The sequence below is a fragment of the Prolixibacter sp. SD074 genome, from assembly GCF_009617895.1.
Taxonomy (GTDB): domain Bacteria; phylum Bacteroidota; class Bacteroidia; order Bacteroidales; family Prolixibacteraceae; genus Prolixibacter.
Window position 1 is genome coordinate 2,755,115 of the sequence record NZ_BLAW01000001.1, and the last position, 24,378, is coordinate 2,779,492.

Genomic DNA, 24,378 nt, shown 5'->3' on the forward strand with positions numbered 1-24,378 from the left:
TCATAACATAAAAATGAAAACCGATATTTTTCTCGCGTATAGCGGAGAAGAGGTAACCAAAAAATCAGTGGCCGAGCTAAAAGCAGCCACGAATGTAAACCAGATTTACGTCCTCGCCCCCGAAGGCGCTGTCATTCCTGAAGAAACGCAAGCCATTACCGTGAAAAGCATTCAGGGTACTGAAACCCTGAATGCCATTGCCGGCAAAGCGGAAGCGGAATTTACCCTGCTTTCGCTGAAAGATACCGAACTCGAGATGGGCCAGTTTGGGCTGGAACGTTTGGTGCAGGCAGCCACGTTCACCGATGCCGCTTTGGTATATGCCGATTACTACGAAATAAAAAACGAAACGCGCTCTGTGCATCCAACCATTGATTACCAGCCGGGCGCGTTGCGCGATGATTTCAACTTCGGGCCGGTACAGCTCATCCGCACCGCTGATTTGAAAGAATGGGCCAAATGGGAAACCACAAGTTACGATGCAGCCGGTTTCTACTCGCTGCGTTTGTTCGTTTCCCGGAAGGGAGAATTCATCCGTGTGCCGGAACCGCTTTTCACCATGGTGGAACCGGATACCCGGAAATCGGGTGAAAAGCAGTTCGACTACGTGAGCGGCGCTGCCCGTGCCACCCAGATTGAAATGGAAAAGGCCTGTACAGCGCACCTGAAAGAGATTGGCGCCTACCTGAAACCTGAATTCAAAACAGTTGATTTTGAAGAAGGATTCCCGGTAGAAGCATCGGTTATTATCCCGGTATTCAACCGGGTAAAAACCATTCGTGACGCGGTGGGTTCGGTGCTAAAGCAAAAAACGAACTTCCCGTTCAACCTGATAGTAGTAGACAACTACTCCACCGACGGAACAACGGAGATACTGAAAGAGTTTGCCGGCAGTGACAAACTCATTCACGTTATTCCCGATAAAAAAGGATTGGGAATTGGTGGCTGCTGGAACGTCGGAATTTTCCATCCGCAGTGTGGCCAATTCGCTGTTCAGCTTGACAGCGACGACATGTACAGCGACGAAAACACGCTGCAAACCATCGTCGATAAATTCCACGCCGATAAATGTGCTATGGTGATTGGCTCTTATCAAATGACCAACTTCGATCTGGAGGAAATTCCCCCGGGCATCATCGATCACAAGGAATGGACCGATGACAATGGCCCCAACAACGCCCTTCGCATCAACGGGCTGGGCGCACCGCGCGCTTTCTACACGCCGGTGTTGCGCGGCCTGCGGGTACCGAACTCCAGTTACGGCGAAGACTATGCGCTAGGTATTGCCATTTCGCGCGACTACAAAATTGGCCGCATCCTTACGCCGGTATACCTGTGCCGTCGTTGGGACGACAACTCCGATGCCTCGCTCGACGTAAACAAAATGAACATTCACAACAGTTATAAAGACCGTCTGCGAACGCTGGAACTGAAAGCACGAATCCTCAAAAACCAACGCGAAAAATGAGCAATTCCGTTAACCTGGACGACATAATCATTTCAAAGCGCGCACTCCACCTGTCAGAAAACAGTTCGCTGGATGAGATGGCCGATGCCCTGCAAGTACAACAGCGGGGTGTTTGGCCGCTTTACGATGACAATGCCAAAGGACTGGAACAGGTGCAAGTGAAGACATTTCACTACGCCCAATGCAACGTGAAAGTGCAATTCAATCCGGCACGCATCAAATCATCGGCGGCCAAAGTCGACAACAAAAGCATCAAGGAGCGAAAATGTTTTCTCTGCACCGACGCATTGCCGCCAAAGCAAAAAGGAATCCCGTTCAACGACGAATACCTGGTCCTGGTCAATCCGTATCCCATTTTTCCGCGCCATCTCACCATTCCCCGGTTGGAACATGCCCCGCAGTTTATTGAGCCCTATTTTAGAGACATGCTGGAATTGAGCCGCGCGCTCAAAAGCTATACGGTTTTCTACAACGGTCCGAAATGCGGCGCTTCGGCACCCGATCACATGCATTTTCAGGCCGGGAACAAAGGCTTTCTTCCGGTTGAAACCGAATACAGTAAGCTAAAGGCTACCACCGACCGGAAGTTGTTCAGCAACGAACACCTGGAAATTTTCGCGGTAAGCAATTATCTACGAAAATTCATCGCTATTGAATCGGATGAGATGACGTTGTTGCAAACAGCTTTCGAGTGGTTATACGAATTACTCGAACAACGCGGGCAGGAGCCGGAGCCCATGCTTAATATCCTTTCGGGATACGAAAACGGGAAATGGCGCGTACTGGTGTTCCCGCGCGATAAACACCGTCCCGACCAGTATTTTGCCGAAGGGGATGAGAATATCCTGCTAAGTCCGGCCTCTGTCGATTTTGGCGGTGTTTGTATCACGCCGCAGGAGAAGGATTTTAAAATGATTAAAGCAGCTGACCTGATTGATATTTTCGCTCAGGTCTCAGTCACTGATAGCTATTTTGATGAGCTCTGTGCCGCTTACGCGAAACGCGTGGTGGAGTGAGGAAAGGAGAACCGAAGAAGATGTGAGAGGGAGTGAATAAAGCTTGACGGACCTGTTAGCGAACGAAGTTCCTGACAGCGTCGAAATGGGTAGATTGAACGGGAGAAAACGAGAGGGTGAGAAAATGAGAACCCCACACCCTGCCTCTCCCCACCCGGGGAGAGGAGTTAGGCCGGAGCAGCCAGTATGGGCAGAAGCTTTAAAGAGCGAAAGTTACAAGCTGTGACGGCCTGAAGTCCCCCGGGTGGGGGATTAGGGGGCAATAATAATTGATAAATGAGAAGCATTTGTGAAATATAGTACAGCTTAAATTGAATGATTATCTAATAGCCCCACACCCTGCCTCTCCCCAACCGGGGAGAGGAGTTAGGCCGGAAGTCCCCCAAATGGGGTTTCGAGAATTCGGAACAGGGGCAAATAGAAAGTGGAAGGCCGTAGTTGGAACACCACAGCGATCGGTTGGAAGAACTCCGGGAGGCGTTGGAAGAAGGAAACGAACAGCTGGAAGAACTCCACGGGCAGCGGAACGGACTTAGACCTGTCAGCGTACAAAGCTCCTGACAGTGTCGGAAACGGGCGAGTGAATGAGTGAATGAGTGAATAAAGGAGAGGATGGAGAACGTAATTAGTTAAAAAACGAAAGACAGACATCATGCAATACAACAACGGCAACGAGCCCGACATCCGTGTCGGCATTATGGCAGAAAAAACCATCGAATTCGAGCTGGATGGTAAATACCAATGCGGTAGCCAGCAAGTGACCGGCAAAGGCTCAGCCTTCTTTTCCGGGAACGTCATTCACGTGAAATTTGAATCGGGTATTTCTTTCGAGGGCGAAAAGCTGGTGTTTCAGCCGACCGACCGGGAAGCCTGCAGTTTACAGCTCCGCGGCGTCACCATCGGCATTAATTTCCACTGGGAACGCAAGGAGGACCAGAAATTCCGCGGAGGTTTGGAACTCATCCGCGAAGGCGAAAACCTCCGGGCCATCAACCTGGTGCCGGTAGAGCAATACCTGGTCAGCGTCATCTCTTCGGAAATGAGCGCCACCAGCAGCATGGAGTTGCTGAAGGCCCACGCGGTGATTTCGCGCAGCTGGTTGCTGGCACAGGTCGATAAGCATGAATCGCTGCAAAGCGAAACCGAAAAATACGTCACCACCCGGCAAACCGACGATGAACTGATTAAGTGGTACGATCGCGAAGACCACACCGATTTCGATGTGTGTGCCGACGATCATTGTCAGCGCTACCAGGGAATCACCCGGGTGGTATCGGAAAATGCTGCTACTGCCATTCACGAAACCTTCGGCGAAGCACTTACCTCGAACGAACACATTGCTGATGCCCGTTTCTCAAAGTCGTGTGGCGGCATCTCCGAATCATTCGAAAATTGCTGGGAACCGGTGCATCATCCCTATTTGGTAAAGATTATCGACAACCCGGAAACGCCCGAAGGATTTGATCTTGACCTCACGGTAGAAGAAAATGCCGACCGCTGGATTCGTTCCAATCCGCCGGCCTTCTGCAACACCACCGATGCCAAGGTGCTGAGCCAGGTTTTGAACAACTACGACCAGGAAACCACCGATTTTTATCGCTGGAAAGTGGAATACAGCCAGGAAGAAATCAGCGAACTGATCAAAAAGCGCACGGGCATCGATTTCGGCGGTATCAAGGCGCTGGTGCCTGTGGAACGTGGCGACTCAGCCCGTCTGATCAAGCTGCGCATCGAGGGAACGAAAAAGACACTCACTATTGGCAAAGAACTGGAAATACGTAAAGCCCTTTCCACATCGCATCTATACAGTTCCGCTTTTGTGGTCGACACCGAAGGAGAGAAAAATGGCCTTCCGGCAAAGTTCATTCTGACCGGCTCCGGCTGGGGACATGGCGTAGGGCTTTGCCAAATCGGTGCAGCCGTAATGGGCGAAAAGGGCTATTCTTACCGGGAAATTCTGGCGCACTATTTTAAAGACGCGTTGCTCGAAAAAGTATATTCGTAAACCAAATCATAATCGATTATGAACCGACATCTGCTAATTCTGAGTTCCCTGCTACTGGCTTTCGCCGGAACGACGCAGGCGCGCGGAGTTATCCGCGTTAACCAGTTGGGGTATCTCCCCGATGACATTAAGGTGGCTGTTTTTCTTTCACCGGAAGGAGAGCTGCCCTATCAATTCGAGTTGGTTAATTCCCTTACGGGGAAAGTGGTTTACGTGGGACAACCGGAACTGGCAGACGGCAAACCCTGGGGGATGCCCAGCGCCGCGCGGCTCGACTTTAGCAGTTTTACAACACCCGGCGGATATTTTCTCCGCATCGAAAACCAGGGTTCGCCCCAGTTTAGCATTTCGGAGCATGTGTACGACGGCACGGCCGACTACATCCTGAAATACATGCGGCAACAACGGTGCGGCTTCAATCCGTTCCTCGACGATTCGTGCCACACACACGACGGCATCATTGTCGATCGTCCCACCCGCGCCGGTGAGTTCATCAACGTAACGGGCGGGTGGCACGATGCCAGCGACTACCTGCAATACGTCACCACTTCGGCGAATGCCGTGGATCAAATGCTGTTCGCCTACCGGGAAAATCCGGAAGCGTACGGCGACCATTACAAAGCGAACGGGCTTCCCGGTTCCAATGGCGTTCCCGATATTCTGGACGAAGCGCGATGGGGCATCGACTGGTTGCTGAAAATGAATCCGGCAGACAACGTGATGTTCAACCAGATTGCCGACGACCGCGATCACGTTGGGTTCCGGCTTCCCGACAAGGACACGGCGAACTATGGCTTAGGCAAATGCCGGCCGGTTTATTTCGTTACCGGAAAACCGCAGGGGCTGGGTAAATTCAAGAACCGGACCACGGGCGTTGCTTCCACAGCCGGGAAGTTTGCCTCGGCTTTTGCACTGGCCGCCGACATCTACAAAAAGTCCGATCCGGCTTTCGCGGACACGCTGATTCGCAAAGCCAAAGCTGCGTTTCGGTTTGGCCTGTCGGAACCCGGCGCCTGCCAGACAGCCTGCTATGTATCGCCCTATTTTTATGAAGAAGACAACTATGTGGACGACCTGGAGCTGGCCGCTGCTGTACTGAACGAAGCAACAGGAAAACAAAAATACTTGCAGCAAGCTGCTTACTGGGGACAACTGGAGCCGGTTACACCCTGGATGGAACTGAACCGCGCACGGCATTACCAGTTCTACCCTTTTATGAACTTAGGCCATGTCTATCTCGCCGCTCACGGTGATTCCGCGCAAGCGAAAAACTTTGCTGCAGACTTAAAAAAAGGACTGGCCGATATTTACAGCCGGGCAAAGAAAGATCCGTTCCGCATTGGGATACCGTTTATCTGGTGTTCCAACAACCTGGTAACCGCGGCAGCCACACAGGCCCGGTTGTATCGCCAAATTACCGGCGACCAGACCTACCGGGAAATGGAAGCGGCATTGCGCGACTGGCTCTTCGGATGCAATCCGTGGGGCACATCGATGGTTGTTGGCTTACCCGCCGGTGGCGATTACCCGGTTAATCCGCACTCATCGTACAAAGTCATTTTGGGGAAACTCACTTATGGAGGATTGGTGGACGGGCCCGTTTATACGTCGATTTACAACAACCTGCGCGGCATCCGTCTGCTCCATGACGATGGCTACGCCGCCTTCCAGAACGGACGCGCCGTGTATCATGACGATGAAGGCGATTACTCGACCAACGAGCCAACGATGGACGGAACGGCCAGCCTGAGTTACCTGCTCTCTTCGTTACAAAAAGAAGGTATGCAGTACAAAACCTATGAAAACGTGAAGAAAGTCCAGGGTGGCATCGTCCGGATGGATCCGCTGGAATCGAAAGTATACCTGGTCTTCGCGGCCCACGATACCAACGATGGCGGCAAGACCATCGAGAAGATATTGCGCCGGAACCATGTGAGAGCTTCATTCTTTTTCACCGGCGACTTTTACCGGAATCCGGAGAACCAGAAACTCATCCGGCGCCTGCGCGAAGAAGGGAATTACCTGGGACCGCACTCCGACAAGCATCTGTTGTATGCCGACTGGACCGACCGTGATTCGTTGCTGGTCACCCACGACGAGTTTACCAACGATATGCGGAACAACATCAAAGCAATGGAAGCCATCGGCATTCCGGCCAAAGAGGTCACCGTTTTCATGCCGCCCTACGAGTGGTATAACCGTGCCATTGCCGACTGGGGCCGCGATTTGGGCCTGACCCTCATTGATTTCACGACAGGCATCCGCACCAACGCCGATTACACCACGCCGGACATGAAGAATTACCGCAGTTCGGATCAGTTATACAACGATCTGTTGCAGTTTGAACAGACCAATCCAGGCGGATTAAACGGCTGCATCATCCTGATTCATCTCGGAACTTCGTCCGGTAGAAAAGACAAATTTTACGATCAACTCGGCAAAGTCATCCATTTTCTGAAGGAAAACAATTATCAAACCAATAGATTCTAACGCATGCGACAAGCCGCAAAACCAACCAAAAGAAATCCGTGGGCGTGGATTCCCACACTCTATTTTGCAGAAGGACTTCCCTATGTCATCGTGATGACGGTTTCCGTCATCATGTACAAGCGGCTGGGAATTTCAAACACCGACATTGCTTTGTACACCAGTTGGCTTTATTTGCCGTGGGTCATCAAACCGTTGTGGAGCCCGGTGGTGGATGTGTTACGCACGAAGCGTTGGTGGATTGTTATCATGCAATTGCTGGTAGGTGCCGGACTGGCCGGCGTTGCCTTGACGATTCCCATGCCCAACTTCTTCCGCTACTCACTGGCGTTTCTTTGGCTGGTCGCTTTCAGCTCGGCCACGCATGATATTGCTGCCGACGGTTTTTACATGATGGGCCTCAACCAATACGAGCAAACCTATTTTGTGGGCATCCGCAACACCTTTTACCGCTTTGCCATGCTCACCGGGCAAGGTTTGCTGGTGATTCTGGCCGGTTACCTGGAAACCGCCACCGGTCTGCCGGAAACCGATATTGCTTTTCACTCCGCACCCGGAAAACAGACAACGTTACAATTCCAACCAAACGATATCAGCTTTCCGGGGACAAAAAGCACCGACTATGTGTTAGTCCCGTCATCAAAAAATATTGAAATCGGGACCAATCCGGTTTCCCGTGAAAAGGCTGACAGCATCTTCACGGAAGTGAAAGAATGGAACATCAGCCATGGATTTTACACCGAAGAGACTTCGCTTAAAGGCATGCCCGATGGCACAAAGGGAAAAACGTCCGGCTTTGCCCTGGTCGCATACAAGCTGAACAAACCACCGAAAGATGAAAAAGAAGTGGTGTTGAATTTCGGTAGGGACAAAGGCAACAAAAGTTTTCATCTGAAAGAAGGGGCCCGCTTTGTTTTCAATGCGGATAACTGGGATGAACCAGCCTTTGCTATCGTACAGATTGACCCAAAACTGACGGAAAAAGCCGAAGCCACCTTCTCCGGACGAGCCGGAAATATTCCACTGGCCTGGAGCCTGACCTTCATGGTACTGGGCGGTTTGTTCGTTTTATTCTTTATATGGCACAGGTTCGTCCTTCCACGGCCGGCGGAAGACACCGATAAACATGAGAGAACCTCGTTGCGCCGCGTGATACAGGAAGTGTTGGAAACGTTTGCTTCTTTCTTCCGCAAGAAAAACATTGGTTCCGGGCTTGCTTTTTTACTTTTGTTCCGGTTGGGAGAGTCGCAGCTGGTAAAGCTTACATCACCTTTCATGCTCGACGACCGGACAGAAGGCGGACTGGCGTTGACGACAGGCGATATCGGGTTAATTTACGGAACCATTGGAATGGTTGCCCTGACGGTGGGAGGAATTCTGGGCGGTTTTGTTGCCGCCAGGTGGGGGCTAAAAAAAACTATCTGGTGGATGGCCGTAGCCATGAACCTGCCCAACCTGGTGTATGTTTACCTCGCCTATGTTCAACCGGATACCATGTTGCCCATTGTTACGTCAGTTGGGATCGAGCAGTTTGGCTATGGTTTTGGATTTACCGCTTACATGCTGTACATGATCTACATTTCGGATGGGAAGCATAAAACTGCCCACTACGCATTGTGCACCGGCTTTATGGCGCTAGGCATGATGCTTCCCGGCATGGCAAGCGGTTGGATTCAGGAAACGGTTGGTTATCAACACTTCTTCGTCTGGGTGATGCTTTGTACCATTCCGGGATTTATCCTGATATCGTTACTAAAAATCGATCCGAAGTTCGGGACCAAAACAAAAGCATAAAAACACTTCCCCGCTTTCGGGCGGGGATTTTTTTGTCCTAACTTTATTTCCCAGAAAGTTGACAGGCAAGCAAAAAGGACTTTACATCCGTTAGATTGCTTCAGGAAAGCAATCCGCAACCAATCAAAAAAGCATCGACAGAAGCGATTAATTTATTTATTAAAAAAGGTAAAAAGCCGGGAATGAAATGAATCTTCTATGATGCGTTTTTCGTAAATTGCACATAACCATTAAACGTAACCCCGGTGCGTGTCTTTCTTTACATAGCAGGATACTTTCTGATGGTGCTCGCTGTAATTGCCGCACTGCTGTTTTTGTCTGTCTGCCTCGAAAAAATACACCTCAGCAAAGCGATGATTGCGACACTTCTTTTTGTTGCCCTCTTCTTCTCTGATCACGGACGATATCTAATCAATCGTGAGCGTCGTTTCCGTAGCTAGAAACACGGTTCAAACCACGTCCGGTTTCATTATCTTCGGTATTTGTGTTTTCAAAACAATAACGCCCTCAAGCGTTCCGGATAATATTATCTTTTTCCCTTCCTTTTTCTCATTTTCCGATTAAACCAATCATCCTTTTCGTCATCAAAGGTTGCATAAAACAAAAAAACGTCAACAGGAAATACTTTCTATGAAAAAAATACTACTCATCTGTTTATTAATTTCAGGGTTAACCTTCCAACTATATGCACAACCAGCACCGGCGCCAGGGATGGCCGGAAAATCCGTTGTGGCCACTTCAGGGGTTGTAAAGGGAACAATTGTGGAAGCCGGGACAAAGACACCCATGGAGTATGCTAACGTGGTCATTTATTCAGCGCGCGATTCCTCGATCGTAGGAGGTATCATGACCGAACCCAACGGTTCATTCCAAATCAAAAATATTCCGCCGGGGAGATACTATCTTCAGGCAAACTTTATCGGATTTGAAAAATACACCCTCCCGGGAATCACGATCAGCCGTTCAGGTCCGGTAGCCAATATCGGGACGCTGGAACTCAAGCCGGCAAGCAAAGAATTGCAGAGTATTGATGTTGTAGCCGATAAGGCGCGTGTCGAATTCAAGCTTGATCGTAAAATCGTAAATGTAAGTCAGGATTTAAATTCCGCTGGCGGTACAGCCGCTGAAGCACTCGAAAACACTCCCTCCGTGCAGGTTGATATGGATGGTAACGTTACATTACGCGGCAGCTCCGATTTTACTGTATTGATTGACGGTAAACCCAGCGTGCTGAAGGGAAGCGACGCTTTGCAGCAGATTCCGGCCAGCAACATCGAAAATATCGAAATCATCACCAACCCATCGGCAAAGTACGATCCGGATGGTGTCTCAGGTATCATCAATGTGGTAATGAAAAAAAACATTAAAGGTTCGCTTAGCGGAATTGTAAATGCCACCACAAATCTCAACGACCGGAATCGTGTTAACGCTACGGTCAATATGCGATCAGGGAAATGGAAGGTGTTTGTGAACGGCAGTTATCAGGATATGATTTACGCCGGCAAACGCAAAGAAACGCAATATACCTATCAGAACGATTCAACCACGGTACTGTCCGTTGACGGGTCCCGAAACAGGAAACGCACAGGAAAGAGCATACAGGCCGGCTTCGATTATTATGCATCTGACAAATCAACCCTTAGTCTTTCGGGAAGTTATGGAAACTATGGTTTTGACTTTGGAGGAGTAACCAAAGAGTCGCTCTCGAACAATTACAACGACAGCATCAATTATTTCCTCCAGGACAATGTGTCCAACCATGGTGGAAAATATTGGAACACAGATTTATCTTATCAACTAAAATTTAACAAAAAAGGGCACCAATTACTGGCTGCATTCATTGTTTCCGGACAAGACGGGAACGATAATGAAAACCAGAACACCATCAATACCAACGCTGATTGGGTACCCCTTGAAGCAAATTCCGGGATGGTTCGAAGTGCAGAGTTATCTAATTCCAATGATTACCGGGCCAAACTGGACTACACGCTGCCTATTAATGACCGGAACGAGTTCGACGCCGGTTATCAGGGACGCCGGGAAGATGACAACCAGGATTTTCTTTTCGAAAGATATGTTGATGGCAATTGGGTAAATGACGAAAACTTCAGTAGCACGACGGTGTTCCGGCGCGATATCCACGCTATATACGCCACTTACGGGCATACGTCCGATAATTTCAGTTATATGCTTGGAATGAGGGGGGAATATACCAATCGCCGCATTACTTATGCTAAAACCGGGCAGGACTATATTATCGACCGGTTCGATTACTTCCCTTCGGTACATGTTTCACAAAAATTCAGCAGGAACCTGGAACTCCAGGCAAGTTACAGCCGAAGGCTCGACAGGCCGAGAGGATACTGGCTCGATCCGTTTCCGTCGTACATCGACCCATATAATATACGTGTTGGAAATCCAGGGCTGAAACCGCAGTACACAGATTCGTATGAACTTTCCGTAATTAAACGAATCGACCGTTCTTTCATTTCGCTTGAAGGCTATTATCGTCGGACGACCAACTTAATGACCCGGATTACCAAGCTGGGAGAAGATGGAATCAGGTACCAGAGCATCGAAAACATGAATAATGATTACTCAACCGGCGCCGAGCTAATGGCCAATCTGCAAATTACTCCCTGGTTCACGGTGGTAGCCAGTGGCACTCTGTATAATTATCAGCTAAAAGGAACCCTTAACAATGAACCCATCAATACTCAAAGCACCAATTTCGATTCACGGCTGAACCTGGATTTCAAGATAACGAAAAGCACCCGTTTTCAATTCATGAGTCATTACCGCGGTCCCTCGACAACCGTTCAGGGACAGTCCGACTGGGCGATGTTTTCCAATGCATCACTTCGTCAGGAGTTTTGGGATAAAAAACTATCAGCCACCATTCAATTGCGGGATGTATTCGGTACAATGCGCCATTCCGGATACAGCTACGGAACAGGTTTCCGCAATGAATATAAATACAGCCGCTCCCCCAGGATTCTTCAGTTTACGATTAGCTACAAGTTGAATAATTTTAAACAGAAGGAAAAAGAAAACGTGCTAGACAATTCAGGCACGAATACTGGTGTGGGTGACTACTAGATGATTATTGACTTTTTAATTAATCAAAGAGGTATCGGCAAGTAGCTGGTATCCCTTTTTCATGAAATAGCAAAAAAAAAAATTTAGAGGCTGTCTAAACAACAATAAGTCTGGCCGCAAATCCTTTCAAACATCCGGCAGGCATCGCATCGCCCTGCCAAAAACGATGCACCCCTTATTGAATTAGGACAACATGGATGCTTCCATTTTTGAAAATCCATGAATTAAAAATTATATTTAGAGACCAATATCCGATTTCATACTAAAACTAATTAAAATGAACGAAGCTAAAAAGAACCAAAGCACCGTTTCCCGACGTGCTTTTCTCGGCACGTCTGCAACCGCCGCTGCAGGATTTACCATTCTTCCAAGGAATACCGTTGCCGGATTGGGGCACAAAGCACCCAGCGACAAACTGAACATTGCCGGGATCGGTGTGGGCGGAATAGGTCGTACCAACTTGAAGAATATGAGTACGGAAAATATCGTTGCACTAGCCGATGTTGACTGGAAATATGCCGGTAAAACCTTCAACGATTATCCCAATGCGGTACGTTATAAGGATTTCCGTGAGTTACTGGACAAGCAAAAGGATATTGACGCTGTATTGGTAGCCACTCCCGACCATGTACACGCACTGGCAGCCTATTCAGCAATGAAACTGGGTAAGCATGTGTATGTTCAGAAGCCATTAACTCACCCGGTATACGAATCACGACTACTGACCAATACGGCCAACGAAACGGGCGTTGCCACCCAAATGGGAAACCAGGGTAACTCGGGTGAAGGAATCCGTGAAATTTGCGAATGGATTTGGGCCGGAACCATCGGCGAAATCCAAGAAGTACATGCATGGACCAACCGTCCGATCTGGCCACAAGGCCTGGAGCGCCCCACAGAAAAAGTCCGCGTACCCAGAACCCTAGACTGGGATCTCTTCCTCGGCCCGGCAGCTTACCGTCCGTATAACCCTATTTACACACCGTGGAACTGGCGCGGATGGTGGGATTTCGGAACCGGCGCATTAGGCGATATGGCCTGCCATATTCTCGATCCCGCGTTCAAGGCACTCAAGTTAAAATATCCTACTGCCGTAGAAGGTAGTTCTACTCAGATTAACACGGAATCGGCTCCCGAAGCACAAAAAGTAACTTATTGGTTCCCCGAAAGGGATAACCTGCCCAAAGTGGCCATGCCAGCAGTGAAAGTAACCTGGTACGACGGCGGTTTACTCCCCGAACGTCCGGAAGAGCTGGTTGACGGTGAAATGATGGGCGACTGGGGTGGAGGCGTCATCTTTGTTGGTTCGAAAGGAAAAATCATGTGTGGTACATACGCGCGCAATCCGCAATTGCTTCCTACCAGGAAGATGGAAGACTTCAAACGCCCGGCAGAAACGCTTCGTCGTATCCCCGAAGCCATGGAAGGTGGTCATGAACAAGACTGGATCCGTGCCTGTAAGGAAGACAAGAGCAACCGCATGGAAGCTTCGTCTAATTTCGATTATTCCGGTCCGCTTAACGAAATGGTTGTCATGGGAGTACTGGCGGTCCGCTTGCAGGACCTGAAACGTCGTCTGTTATGGGATGGTGCTAACATGCAGTTCACCAACATTGGCGATAACGATGAAATTAGAGTAGTGACTTCTGATAAATTCGAAGTAGTTGATGGTGATCCGAAATTTGACACCAAGTACGACACCATGAATGCAAAAAAAGCGGCAGAAGAGTGGATTCGTCACCATTATCGCGAAGGATGGCAACAAATTTAAATAAGCAATAGATCCATTTTTATAGAAGCGGTTGCCTCTAAAATGAGGTAACCGCTCTTTTTTGTATCAAATACAATATAAAATTTTTGTAGATACGGGTAAATAAAAATAAATTTAGAAATCCTAGTTATAATCAATTAATTGACCAGATTTATGGATCGAAAGAATAATGTCTCCCGTCGGAGATTCCTGGGAACATCCGCTGCCGCTGCGGCAGGGATCACCATCCTTCCCTCGAACACCATCGCAGGGCTTGGACACAAAGCACCAAGCGATAAACTGAACATTGCTGCTGTAGGAATTGGCGGAATGGGGTTTGCCAACCTGAAAAACATGGAAACAGAGAACATTGTAGCTCTCTGTGATGTGGATTGGGGATACAGCAAACGCGTCTTTGATTATTTTCCTGACGCCAAGCGCTACAAGGACTGGCGCAAGATGTACGATGAAATGAGTGATCAGTTCGATGCCGTTCTGGTTGCCACTGCGGATCATTCACATGCTGCCGCTGCAGCGCACGCCATGACACTTGGCAAACATGTTTATGTGCAAAAACCATTGACACATTCAGTTTACGAGTCCCGCCTGCTAACCAAACTGGCCGATAAATACCGGGTAGCGACCCAAATGGGAAACCAGGGTTCGTCAGGCGAAGGCGTACGGCAGGCCAGCGAATGGCTATGGAACGGAGAAATTGGCGATGTCACGAAAGTGGAGGCTTTCACCGACCGTCCGATTTGGCCACAGGGACTGAACCGTCCGAAAGAAGTAATGCCTGTTCCGGACACACTGGATTGGGATCTCTTTATCGGGCCGGCTGCCTTCCGCGGATATAATTCCATTTACACGCCATGGAACTGGCGCGGATGGTGGGATTTCGGAACCGGTGCATTAGGCGATATGGCCTGTCATGTCCTGCACCCTGTATTTGTAGGTCTCAAACTTGGTTATCCGACAAAAGCACAGGGAAGTTCCACACTGTTGTTGACTGATTGTGCACCGAATGCGCAGATGGTCAACCTGACCTTCCCAAAAAGAGAAAAACAAAAAGGTGTAAAAATGAAACTTCCGGAAGTGGAAGTTACCTGGTACGACGGTGGCCTTCAACCCAAAAAACCGGAAGGCTGGCCAGCTGGCAAAAACATGAATGATGCCGGCGGTGGTGTGATTTTTCATGGAACCAAAGACAAGCTGATTTGTGGTTGCTACGGAAAAGACCCGTGGTTGCTTTCAGGAAGGACTCCAAATGTTCCCAAAACGCTTCGCAGGATTGAAAATGCCATGCTAGGTGGCCACGAACAGGATTGGATACGCGCCTGCAAAGAAAGTCCGGAAAACCGGGTTCAACCTGCCTCGCCGTTCAGCGAAGCCGGACCATTCAACGAAATGGTGGTAATGGGTGTTTTGGCAGTCCGTTTACAGGGACTGAACAAGGAACTGGAATGGGACGGTGCCAACATGCAGTTCACCAATATTACGGACGAAGAAAATCTCAGGATTTGTATCGAAGACAATTTCTCGATTAAAGATGGAGACCCGACATTTAACAGAGTCTGGACGGATCCGATGAATGCAAAAGCATTTGCCAATGAATTGATTAAACACACTTACCGCGAAGGTTTTACTTTACCGGATATGCCAGCTTAATCTGCATTGATCGATTTATAGGTTATGAAAAGGAAAGGGGTGACCGATGTGGTTACATGACGGGTAACCTCTTTCTTCTGAGGCAGACACGCTAAAAGTGAACGCAGAAAGAATCAAAATCACAGCTGATCCTGTGGGTAAAAACATCAATTTCCTTTTCATATTAATGGGTTTTAGTGAATCCCACTACCCGAAGCATGGATGTACTCATCACAAAACTAAGAAAATACCTAAAGGATGAACCGTCCATCCAGATCAAAAACATTCACGGAAGTGGCTTTATAATAACAGATGAATAGGTATTTCTTTTTCTAAAAAATACATTACCTTTACTACAGCGTTTTATGCTATTCTATCAATATTAATCATTCGTCACGCTACGTGTAATTAGTCGGATTTAATATCATAAAACATGGAAAACGCCGAAAACGAAAAAGCTTTAACAGAAGCCATAACTGCCTGCACAAACGAAGATGGTTGGGCAAATTTGGCAGAAATCGGAGGAGCGCTGAGGGAGAAAGGCATTAAGTATGGCAAATTGTCCAAGTTCATTTCCCGGTTCCCCGAATTAGTTGAAACCCGAATTGATGAAAGCCGGCAACCACCTGTGGTATACGCCAGGCTGATAAATCAAACGTAAAAAAAACAAACCCGGCCAATGTCAGTCGGGTTTGCTTTTCTCGTCCATTTTATTTGTTGCATCTTTTTCAGAAAACCGAAAGTAACCAAACTACCAATTCCCTGCTTGGTTTTCTCATCAGTATACCGGTCCCCGGAAAGCTGCCTCTTCTTTATAAATATTCAGCAAAATAAGCAGCCAATTCGGCACTCATACATCAGTATTGTCTGGCCGTTTTCAGTTACTGACAATAACAAAAAAGCTTTCGAAAACCAAACACTACGCCCGTCTTAACGGTTCAATAAAAGAAGTGGTTTAGTTTTTTACACCCACATTGGACACAAAAGACAGCCAGAGGTTTAAAACTGTTTCAGAAATGTTATTTTTGTCGGGCATCGATTTGGATGACCTTAAAGCAATTGCATGAAGAGCCTTGATTTTGATTTTATTATTATTGGCAGTGGACTGGCCGGATTAGTTGCGGCTTATCATGCCGCCGACCATGGAACTGTTGCTTTAATCTCTAAATCAGAGCTGGATGTGAGCAACTCATACCATGCCCAGGGGGGAATTGCCGTAGCCATTGATAAAGATGACCGCCCGGAAAATCACTTTCAAGACACCCTCACCGCTGGAAGAGGACTTTGTGACCACGATGCCGTTGACATTTTGGTCAGGGAAGGACAACAGTGCATTCAGGAGATCATTTCCTGTGGAATGGAGTTCGACAGGAATGAGAACGGCGAGTTGTTTCTGGGGCTGGAGGGCGGTCACACTCATCGCCGGATACTGCATGCCGGTGGCGATGCGACCGGTAAACTGATGACCAGCTTCATGCTAAAAAAAGTACTCGGGAAGAAGAATATCACAACATTTGAGTACACGGTAGCTGTCCGCATTTTGGTCGACGACGGCCATTGTTACGGCGTTCAGGCCCTACAATTTGTGAGTGGAGAAAACATCCTCTTCAAGGGAAGAGCCACAGTTATGGCCACCGGCGGATTATCCCGCCTCTACACCCGTTCAACCAATCCCCATACTGCCACCGGAGACGGAGTTGCACTAGCCTGGCGCGCCGGCGTACAAATGGCCGATATGGAATTTATCCAGTTCCATCCTTCGGCGTTATCCCTTCCGGGAGAAGATGCCTTCTTAGTCAGTGAAGCTGTTCGTGGCGAAGGTGCCCGGTTACTCGATGTAAATGGCGAACGCTTCATGGAAGGCATTCATCCGCTGGCAGAACTGGCTCCCCGCGATGTAGTCGCAGCCGCCATTTTCCGGCAGATGAAAAAAACAGACGCATCCTATGTTTACCTGAGCCTTAAGCACCTCGATGCAAAATACATCCGTGGCAGGTTCCAATCCATCGATGCGCACCTCAGTCGGCTGGAAATCGATATGACAGAGGATTTGATCCCGGTGGCTCCGGCAGCACATTACATGGTTGGCGGTATCCGTACCGATTTGTGGGGACAAACCAACATGCCCGGTTTATATGCCTGTGGCGAGGTAGCTTCGACTGGAGTAATGGGGGCAAACCGGTTGGCAAGCAACTCTCTTCTCGAATGTCTCGTCTATGGAAAGAGAGCTATTGAGAAAGCACGAAGAAATTTGCAGGAACCCAAAAAAACAGATAATACACCGGCTCCCATATTCCTGAACAAGGAAACGGATGAAGAGTTCCTTTCGGTGAAAAATGAGCTGGCGGATTTAATGAATTCGCACGTTGGTATTTTACGTAATCACGAAGGCTTAATCTCAGCATTTGAAGAGGTCAATAAAAAATCGTTGAAATACAACGCGCCTTCGAATGATTACAACCATCATAAAATTAAGAACCTGATAGATATTTGCCGGTTAATCATCCAGTCGGCACTGGTCAGAAAAGAAAGCAGAGGCGGCCACATTCGTGAAGATCACCCGGAAGAAAGCGCTGAACAGACAAAACATATAATCCAGCAATTAGGAAAAGAAATTCAATACGAACCCGTAAGAATAACAAAGTGAAATGAGTACACTGAATTTTGACGTTATCGATCCCATCATCGAATATGCACTAAAGGAGGATATCGCTGACGGTGATATTACCACGAACGCAGTGATACCTGGAGAGATGCAAACTACCGCCACGATGACGGCCAAAGCAGATGGCGTGGTTGCCGGGCTTCCGGTTGCCGAAAAGGTATTTTGCAAACTAAATACCAACATTGAGTGGACTACATATATTGAGGACGGCAGTTTTGTCAACAAAGGCGATGTACTTGTTCAGGTAAAAGGTTCATTTCGTGCTTTATTAACCGGAGAACGACTTGCTTTGAACTTTCTACAGCGCATGAGCGGAATCGCTACCGAAACATCCAGATATGTGAAAGCCATCCGGGGATATAAAACGGAAATTTTGGACACCCGGAAAACAGTACCCGGCCTCAGGTTACTCGATAAATATGCCGTGAAAATGGGCGGTGGCACCAATCACCGGATAGGCTTGTACGACATGGTGATGATTAAAGACAACCATATTAAAGTGGCCGGCGGAATTACCGAAGCTGTTAAAGCCATCAGGCCCACCACTGCAGCCGGTGTAAAAATTGAGGTGGAGACCACCAACCTCAACGAAGTGGAAGAAGCCATCGCAGCCGGCGCCGACATCATCATGCTGGACAATATGGATAACGAAACCATGAAGCGTGGAGTGGAGCTAATTAAGGGCCGGGCAAAAGTTGAAGCATCAGGAAACATGACACTTGAACGGGTGAAGGACGTGGCCGCCTCCGGTGTTGATTTTATTTCCATTGGAGCTTTAACCCATAGCGTGAAAGCCCTGGACATTAGCATGAATATAGACGTACCCCAAAAATAAACATCCTGTTGAACCTGGTAATCGACATAGGAAATAGTCTCACGAAACTGGCCGTTTTCGATCAGAACCGGCTGGTAAATTCAGTACAACTGGAGGATTTCGATCAGGAAATTATCCTGCGTTTGAAAAAACAGTACCCTGAATTGGATAAGGCTATTCTTTCGGCGGTGACCAAACATGATTCAACACGCTTCCAACTCCTGCGAAAGGGGTTCTCTTATTTTTTGGAACTTTCAACAACTACCCCTGTTCCCATTAAAAACAATTACCGTTCGAAAGCGACACTCGGTATCGACCGTTTAGCAGCAGCAGTAGGTGCAACCTGCTTATTCCCCGGGAAGGATCTCCTTATTATTGATGCGGGAACTGCTATCACCTACGATATTGTTGACAAGGAAAAAGGCTTTATGGGCGGTAATATCTCACCGGGCCTCAGGACCCGGTTCCGTGCACTTCATCAATTCACCGGACGACTTCCATTACTTACTCCGGACGATAATTGGCCCGACATTGGCACAACCACCGAAGAAGGCATTCAAAGTGGAGTATTAGCAGGTATTTTGTCAGAAGTAGAGAGCGTAATTGACAGGATGAAATCAAAGTGGCCGGAATTAACAATTATTGTCACTGGGGGCGATGCTAAATTCTTTGATAAAAAGTTAAAAAGTTCCATCTTTGTAAAATTTCAAATTACCCTGCTGGGGTTGAACCGAATCCTCGAATATAATGTCAAAAACTATTAAAATAGTAGCTACGGTTGTTATTGTATTTGTAACCTCTGCTGCCGCTTGGGCACAACAAAATAATAACACCAGCTCTCCGTATTCAAGGTACGGATTGGGAAAACTGCGTGATTACGGGCAGGGACGTTCTGCTGCTATGGGTGGAATTGGAATTGGAACACGTTTTCCCGACCAGATTAATACAGCCAACCCTGCTTCTTACACTGCCGTCGATAGTATGACTTTTCTGATGGACTTTGGGCTCAGTTCACGTCATACCGAATTCAAATCGGCAACCAGCAGTAACGGTGACAACAATACCAACCTAAATAATCTGGCCATCTCATTTCCAATTACAAGATGGTGGGCAACTGCATGGGGAGTTACACCGTACGCCGATAAGGGTTACCAGGTAAATTTAACATCCGAAGTGGAAGGGAATGCAATAGCCACTAATTTTAACGGTAAAGGAACACTCACCCGTGTATTCTGGGGAAACGGTTTCAACATTGTTCCGAACTTTTCGGTGGGAATTAACGCATGGTACATGTTTGGTACATTAAGCGATAACATTTACCTGGATTATCCCACCGATCCCAATATGTATGATTATTACGAAACCAAGAGCCTGAGGGTTCAGGATTTCGGTTTCAATCTGGGATTGCAATATTACTTCAAAACAAAAAATAATAATACATGGGTAGTTGGGGGTACTTTTGAACCTTCTCAAAAGTACAGTTCAAAATATACCCTTCATCAGGAAAAAGCACTTTTCCGTGGAACGATGAATCAAATCACCGACACGCTTACCCATGTTGAAGACCGTTCCCAACAAACTAAATTACCGGTATCATACGGAGCCGGAGTTTCCTACGTCATTAAAAATAGGATCACATTGGGTGCCGATTATTTTCACCAATCGTGGTCAAATTCCACTTTATTCGGACAAACACCAACGTATTTGACCAATAGAGATCGATACGCCGCAGGTATTGAATTTAACCCGAACCGGAACTCCATCCGAAGTTACTGGAATCGAGCGTTCTATCGCATGGGTATGTTTTACGAGAATTCCTATCTTTACCTCAACGGAACAGAGATTAGCGGTTATGGCATGACCTTTGGTGTAGGGTTACCACTGAGCCGTTCCCGTTCTACCCTGAACCTTTCAGCTGAATTAGGAAGAATCGGGACAACGAGCAATAACTTGCTGGAAGAAGATTATGTAAAACTCACCTTGCATATCATGCTTAACGAACGGTGGTTCATAAAACGTAAATTCGATTAACAATTACACACATATTGGTATGGATATGAAGACGATTATCAGAACAGCTTTAGTACTCATCCTGACCTACACGGTCGGAATCGCTGGCGCAATGGCACAGCGAGTGGTTACCGGTACTGTATATATTGATGGAAAACCTGCTGCAGGTGTTACTGTTACAGCAAACCGGTCACACGATCAGTTTTTCACTAGCTTCGACGGTAAGTACAAACTGGAGATCAGTGATAGATCAAAATACCTGAAATTCACGTATGCCGGCGGAGAAGAAAAACTGGACATTGAAGGTAACAACAAGAATGTTATCAACATGTACATCGGCAAAAAGCCTGATTTGACTAAAGAAGCCGAAGAGCCAGGAGTGGATCTGCGTTCACAATCGGAGCTTATTAAGGCACAGAACAAAGACTACATGACTTACTACTCATTGTATGACCAGTTCTACCAGATGAACGATTACAAATCGGCACTTAAGCCATGGGAACATATATATAATAAGTATCCTAAATCATCTGTCAATGTCTATATTGTAGGGATCAAGATGTATGAAGCGATGCTTGATAAAGCAACTGATGCAGAAAAACCTGCATTGCTTGACAAATTGATGTCGATTTACGACAAACGAATGAAATACTTCGATAACAAAGGATTCGTGTTAGGACGCAAAGCCACTACATATCTGAAGTACAAATTGGTACATCCTGATCAGCTTACCGACGATCAACTAAAAGAAATATACAAGACCGGTTACAGTTGGTTAGAGCAGTCGATGGAACTACAGGGAAATAAAACAGAAGCTGCTGTTCTTGTTCAGTTGATGCAAGGTACCAGTGTTTTGTTCAAGACAGGTGAATTCGAGTCGGATAAAGTAATGGAGAGTTACGATAAAACACTGGCCATCGCCAATGCTAATTTGGCTAAGGATTCGAATGACAAAGCCTACAAGCAGGCTGCTGATGCCATCAACACTATTTTTGAGAATTCAGGTGCAGCCGATTGCGAAAGCTTAATTAAGCTGTACACGCCGAAATTCAAAAACAATCCAAACGATGTTGAAATGCTGCGCAAAATGCTGTATCTACTGAACAGAGATAACTGTACCGACAGCAAGCTTTATGCTGATGCAGCCGACAAATTGTATCAACTGGAGCCGTCAGCACAATCAGCCTTCTCAATGGCCCGTCTGTACATCAAATTGAAAGATTTTGACAAAGCCATTAAATATTACAATGAGGCTATTTCGCTGGAAAAAGATCCCACACAAAAAGCACTTGACTTGTACGAACTGGGAACTGTTGAACTGAGCCAAAATCGTTATCAGTCAGCACGCGGAGACGCCCGCGAAGCAATTAAACTGCAACCCAAAAATGGTAAACTTTACCTGCTGATAGGTAGCATTTATGCCGCATCTGCTAAAACCTTTGGCGACAATGATTTCGATAAGTCAATGGTGTTTGTTTTAGCCGTTGATTATTTCAAAAAAGCCAAGGCGGTAGATCCTTCGGTTGCAGAAGAAGCCAATAAGAACATCAACATTTACAAAAAATATTTCCCCAATAAGGAAAACGCTTTCTTCCAGGGATACAATGCCGGAGATACTTACAGGGTAGGAGGCTGGATTAATGAAACAACAAAAATACAATTCCGTTAATACTACGGCATTTAAAATTAAAATACTGATTAAGTCGAGCATTGCTGCCCTATCATTAGGAGCAGCAATGCTTCTTTTGTCTTGTCAGTCTAAAGTCGAAGTCGAAGCAAACCTACCTTCCAAACTCATCGAGCAGGAGGAATTACCAACAGTTGACGCCACTGATTTCGAAACGACTTTTACCGACTCTGGTATAGTGCGTTATCGGCTGACAACTCCCCGTTTGCTTGAGTATGAAAATAAAAAGGCCCCGTATACCGAATTTCCTGACGGTTTTCACATTGTTGAATTTGACAAGAACGAGAAGATTATATCCGGTATTTCAGCCAATTACGGCAAGCGGTTCACGAACCAGAAAAAATGGCTGGCCATTGGTAACGTGGTAGCGGTGAATGCCGATGGAGATACACTAAAAACCGAAAAACTGACCTGGCTGAGAAAAGAAAAACGTATCTTCTCAGATAAATATGTTCGAATCATCAGAAGCGACCAGATTATTACCGGGATTGGGCTGGAATCGGATGAAAATCTGAAAAACTGGAAAATTCTTCAACCGAAAGGAACACTTTACGTAAACGACGAAAAATAATCGCCCTACCTGCTAAACATGAATATCTTTCTAATCATATTGGGAACACTTGCTGCCTCCGCCTTTTTCTCCGGGATGGAAATGGCATTCGTATCTTCCGACAAACTCCGACTTGAATTAGAGAAGAACAAGAACTTTTTAAATAGCAAATTCCTCACCCTATACACAAGAAAACCGGGCCATTACATTGCCACTATGTTACTGGGAAACAACCTGGCATTAGTTGTTTACGGTATCGCCTTCGCCAAATTGCTTGACCCGATTGTAACTCCGATCGTCACCAATGATACCTTGTCGCTAATTACACAGACACTTCTGTCAACCTTGCTCATCCTGTTTGTTGCCGAATTTCTACCCAAAACGCTGTTCCGGTTAAAACCGAACCTGGCGCTGAATATATTTGCCATACCGGTAGGAATATTTTATATCCTCTTCTATCCTATCACCTGGCTGACAATGGGAATTTCCAGGCTTTTATTAAGAAAGATATTCAAAACAGAAATTGCACAGGAACAGGAACAACTGGTTTTCGGCCGCATCGATCTGAATAAATTCATCGGCGAAAGCGAACGTCCAGCGGGTGAAGTCTCGGAAACAGTAGAAAATGAGATCAAGCTGTTCAAAAATGCACTCGATTTTTCGAAGGTTAAATTAAGGGAGTGCTTGGTCCCACGACCCGAAATTGAAGCCATTGACGTGAATACACCAATGAATGAACTTCGCCAACGTTTCATAGAGACAGGTTTCTCAAAAATCATCGTTTTCAAAGACAGCATTGATGACATCATTGGTTATGTCCATTCATCCGATCTTTTCCATAATCCCAACAACATAACGACATTACTGAGAAAAGTGATTTTTGTCCCGGAGACAATGGAAGCCAGCAAGTTGTTGACTAAGTTTCTGCACGAGCATAAGAGCCTGGCAGTAGTAGTCGACGAATTTGGAGGAACGGCAGGTATTGTTACCACGGAAGATATTCTGGAAGAAATATTCGGTGAAATTGAAGATGAGCACGACACCGTTGAACTGGTGGAACGCAAAATTGATGACAAACATTACATATTTTCGGGCCGGATGAAAATCGACCAAATCAACGAAAAGTATTTCCTGGGGCTCCCTGTTGACGACAACTACGAAACCATTGCCGGATTCATTTTACATCGGTATGGCAGTATCCCAACGATGAACACCATTATCGACATAGGAAAATTCCAATTTAAGGTACTGAGAGGATCAAAGACGCGAATTGAACTCATTGAACTGAAAATATTGAATAACACGTAATTTTGATTCCATCAAAAGTGATGGGTACTCTAAAATTATTATCTTCGTAGCCCAAAGAATTAAACAAAAGATTTTAAT

General features: G+C 46.9%; 16 protein-coding genes. All 16 read left to right on the forward strand.

Features of this window, described 5'->3' with window-relative positions; genetic code table 11:
* Positions 1–13 precede the first annotated feature (13 nt).
* The 16 genes from GJU82_RS11860 (at position 14) to GJU82_RS11940 (ending at position 24,300) form a co-directional block, all read left to right on the forward strand.
* A complete protein-coding gene (locus GJU82_RS11860; protein WP_153632323.1) occupies positions 14–1,468 on the forward strand; it encodes a glycosyltransferase family A protein in 1,455 nt (484 codons plus the stop codon).
* Entirely contained in the window at positions 1,465–2,484 is a 1,020-nt protein-coding gene (locus GJU82_RS11865; protein WP_153632324.1) for a DUF4922 domain-containing protein, read from the forward strand. Before GJU82_RS11860 ends, GJU82_RS11865 begins: the two co-directional genes overlap by 4 nt.
* Before the next feature lie 652 nt (positions 2,485–3,136).
* On the forward strand, positions 3,137–4,489 hold the full coding sequence (locus GJU82_RS11870; RefSeq protein ID WP_153632325.1) for a SpoIID/LytB domain-containing protein: 1,353 nt from the start codon (positions 3,137–3,139) through the stop codon (positions 4,487–4,489).
* 18 nt (positions 4,490–4,507) lie between these two features.
* On the forward strand, positions 4,508–6,979 hold the full coding sequence (locus GJU82_RS11875) for a glycoside hydrolase family 9 protein (protein ID WP_153632326.1): 2,472 nt from the start codon (positions 4,508–4,510) through the stop codon (positions 6,977–6,979).
* 3 nt (positions 6,980–6,982) lie between these two features.
* Positions 6,983–8,770, forward strand: coding sequence for an MFS transporter (locus GJU82_RS11880; protein ID WP_153632327.1), 1,788 nt, complete (start codon positions 6,983–6,985; stop codon positions 8,768–8,770).
* A 630-nt stretch (positions 8,771–9,400) separates the two neighbouring features.
* Positions 9,401–11,869, forward strand: a complete 2,469-nt coding sequence (locus GJU82_RS11885; RefSeq protein ID WP_153632328.1) for a TonB-dependent receptor domain-containing protein — start codon at positions 9,401–9,403, stop codon at positions 11,867–11,869.
* Positions 11,870–12,146: 277 nt separating this feature from the next.
* The gene (locus GJU82_RS11890) at positions 12,147–13,640 is read left to right on the forward strand and encodes a Gfo/Idh/MocA family protein (RefSeq protein ID WP_153632329.1); all 1,494 of its coding nucleotides are present in this window, start codon (positions 12,147–12,149) and stop codon (positions 13,638–13,640) included.
* Between the two features lie 153 nt (positions 13,641–13,793).
* Positions 13,794–15,287: a Gfo/Idh/MocA family protein gene (locus tag GJU82_RS11895; RefSeq protein WP_153632330.1), complete on the forward strand. Its 1,494-nt coding sequence runs from the start codon at positions 13,794–13,796 to the stop codon at positions 15,285–15,287.
* A 412-nt stretch (positions 15,288–15,699) separates the two neighbouring features.
* Positions 15,700–15,927 (forward strand): OST-HTH/LOTUS domain-containing protein, encoded by a 228-nt coding sequence (locus GJU82_RS11905; protein ID WP_153632331.1) that lies wholly within the window; start codon positions 15,700–15,702, stop codon positions 15,925–15,927.
* 402 nt (positions 15,928–16,329) lie between these two features.
* The gene (nadB, locus tag GJU82_RS11910) at positions 16,330–17,913 is read left to right on the forward strand and encodes an L-aspartate oxidase (protein WP_153632332.1); all 1,584 of its coding nucleotides are present in this window, start codon (positions 16,330–16,332) and stop codon (positions 17,911–17,913) included.
* A gap of 1 nt (position 17,914) precedes the next feature.
* Positions 17,915–18,766, forward strand: a complete 852-nt coding sequence (gene nadC / locus GJU82_RS11915) for a carboxylating nicotinate-nucleotide diphosphorylase (RefSeq protein ID WP_153632333.1) — start codon at positions 17,915–17,917, stop codon at positions 18,764–18,766.
* 8 nt (positions 18,767–18,774) lie between these two features.
* Complete coding sequence (locus GJU82_RS11920; protein WP_194831042.1) at positions 18,775–19,509, forward strand: type III pantothenate kinase; 735 nt, start codon at positions 18,775–18,777, stop codon at positions 19,507–19,509.
* Positions 19,493–20,776 (forward strand): hypothetical protein, encoded by a 1,284-nt coding sequence (locus tag GJU82_RS11925; protein ID WP_153632335.1) that lies wholly within the window; start codon positions 19,493–19,495, stop codon positions 20,774–20,776. Before GJU82_RS11920 ends, GJU82_RS11925 begins: the two co-directional genes overlap by 17 nt.
* 25 nt (positions 20,777–20,801) lie before the next feature.
* On the forward strand, positions 20,802–22,424 hold the full coding sequence (locus tag GJU82_RS11930) for a lipopolysaccharide assembly protein LapB (protein ID WP_194831043.1): 1,623 nt from the start codon (positions 20,802–20,804) through the stop codon (positions 22,422–22,424).
* The gene (gene lptC / locus GJU82_RS11935) at positions 22,396–23,013 is read left to right on the forward strand and encodes an LPS export ABC transporter periplasmic protein LptC (RefSeq protein ID WP_153632337.1); all 618 of its coding nucleotides are present in this window, start codon (positions 22,396–22,398) and stop codon (positions 23,011–23,013) included. The genes GJU82_RS11930 and lptC overlap by 29 nt, the downstream gene beginning before the upstream one ends.
* A gap of 18 nt (positions 23,014–23,031) precedes the next feature.
* A complete protein-coding gene (locus tag GJU82_RS11940; protein ID WP_153632338.1) occupies positions 23,032–24,300 on the forward strand; it encodes a hemolysin family protein in 1,269 nt (422 codons plus the stop codon).
* Positions 24,301–24,378: the final 78 nt, after the last annotated feature.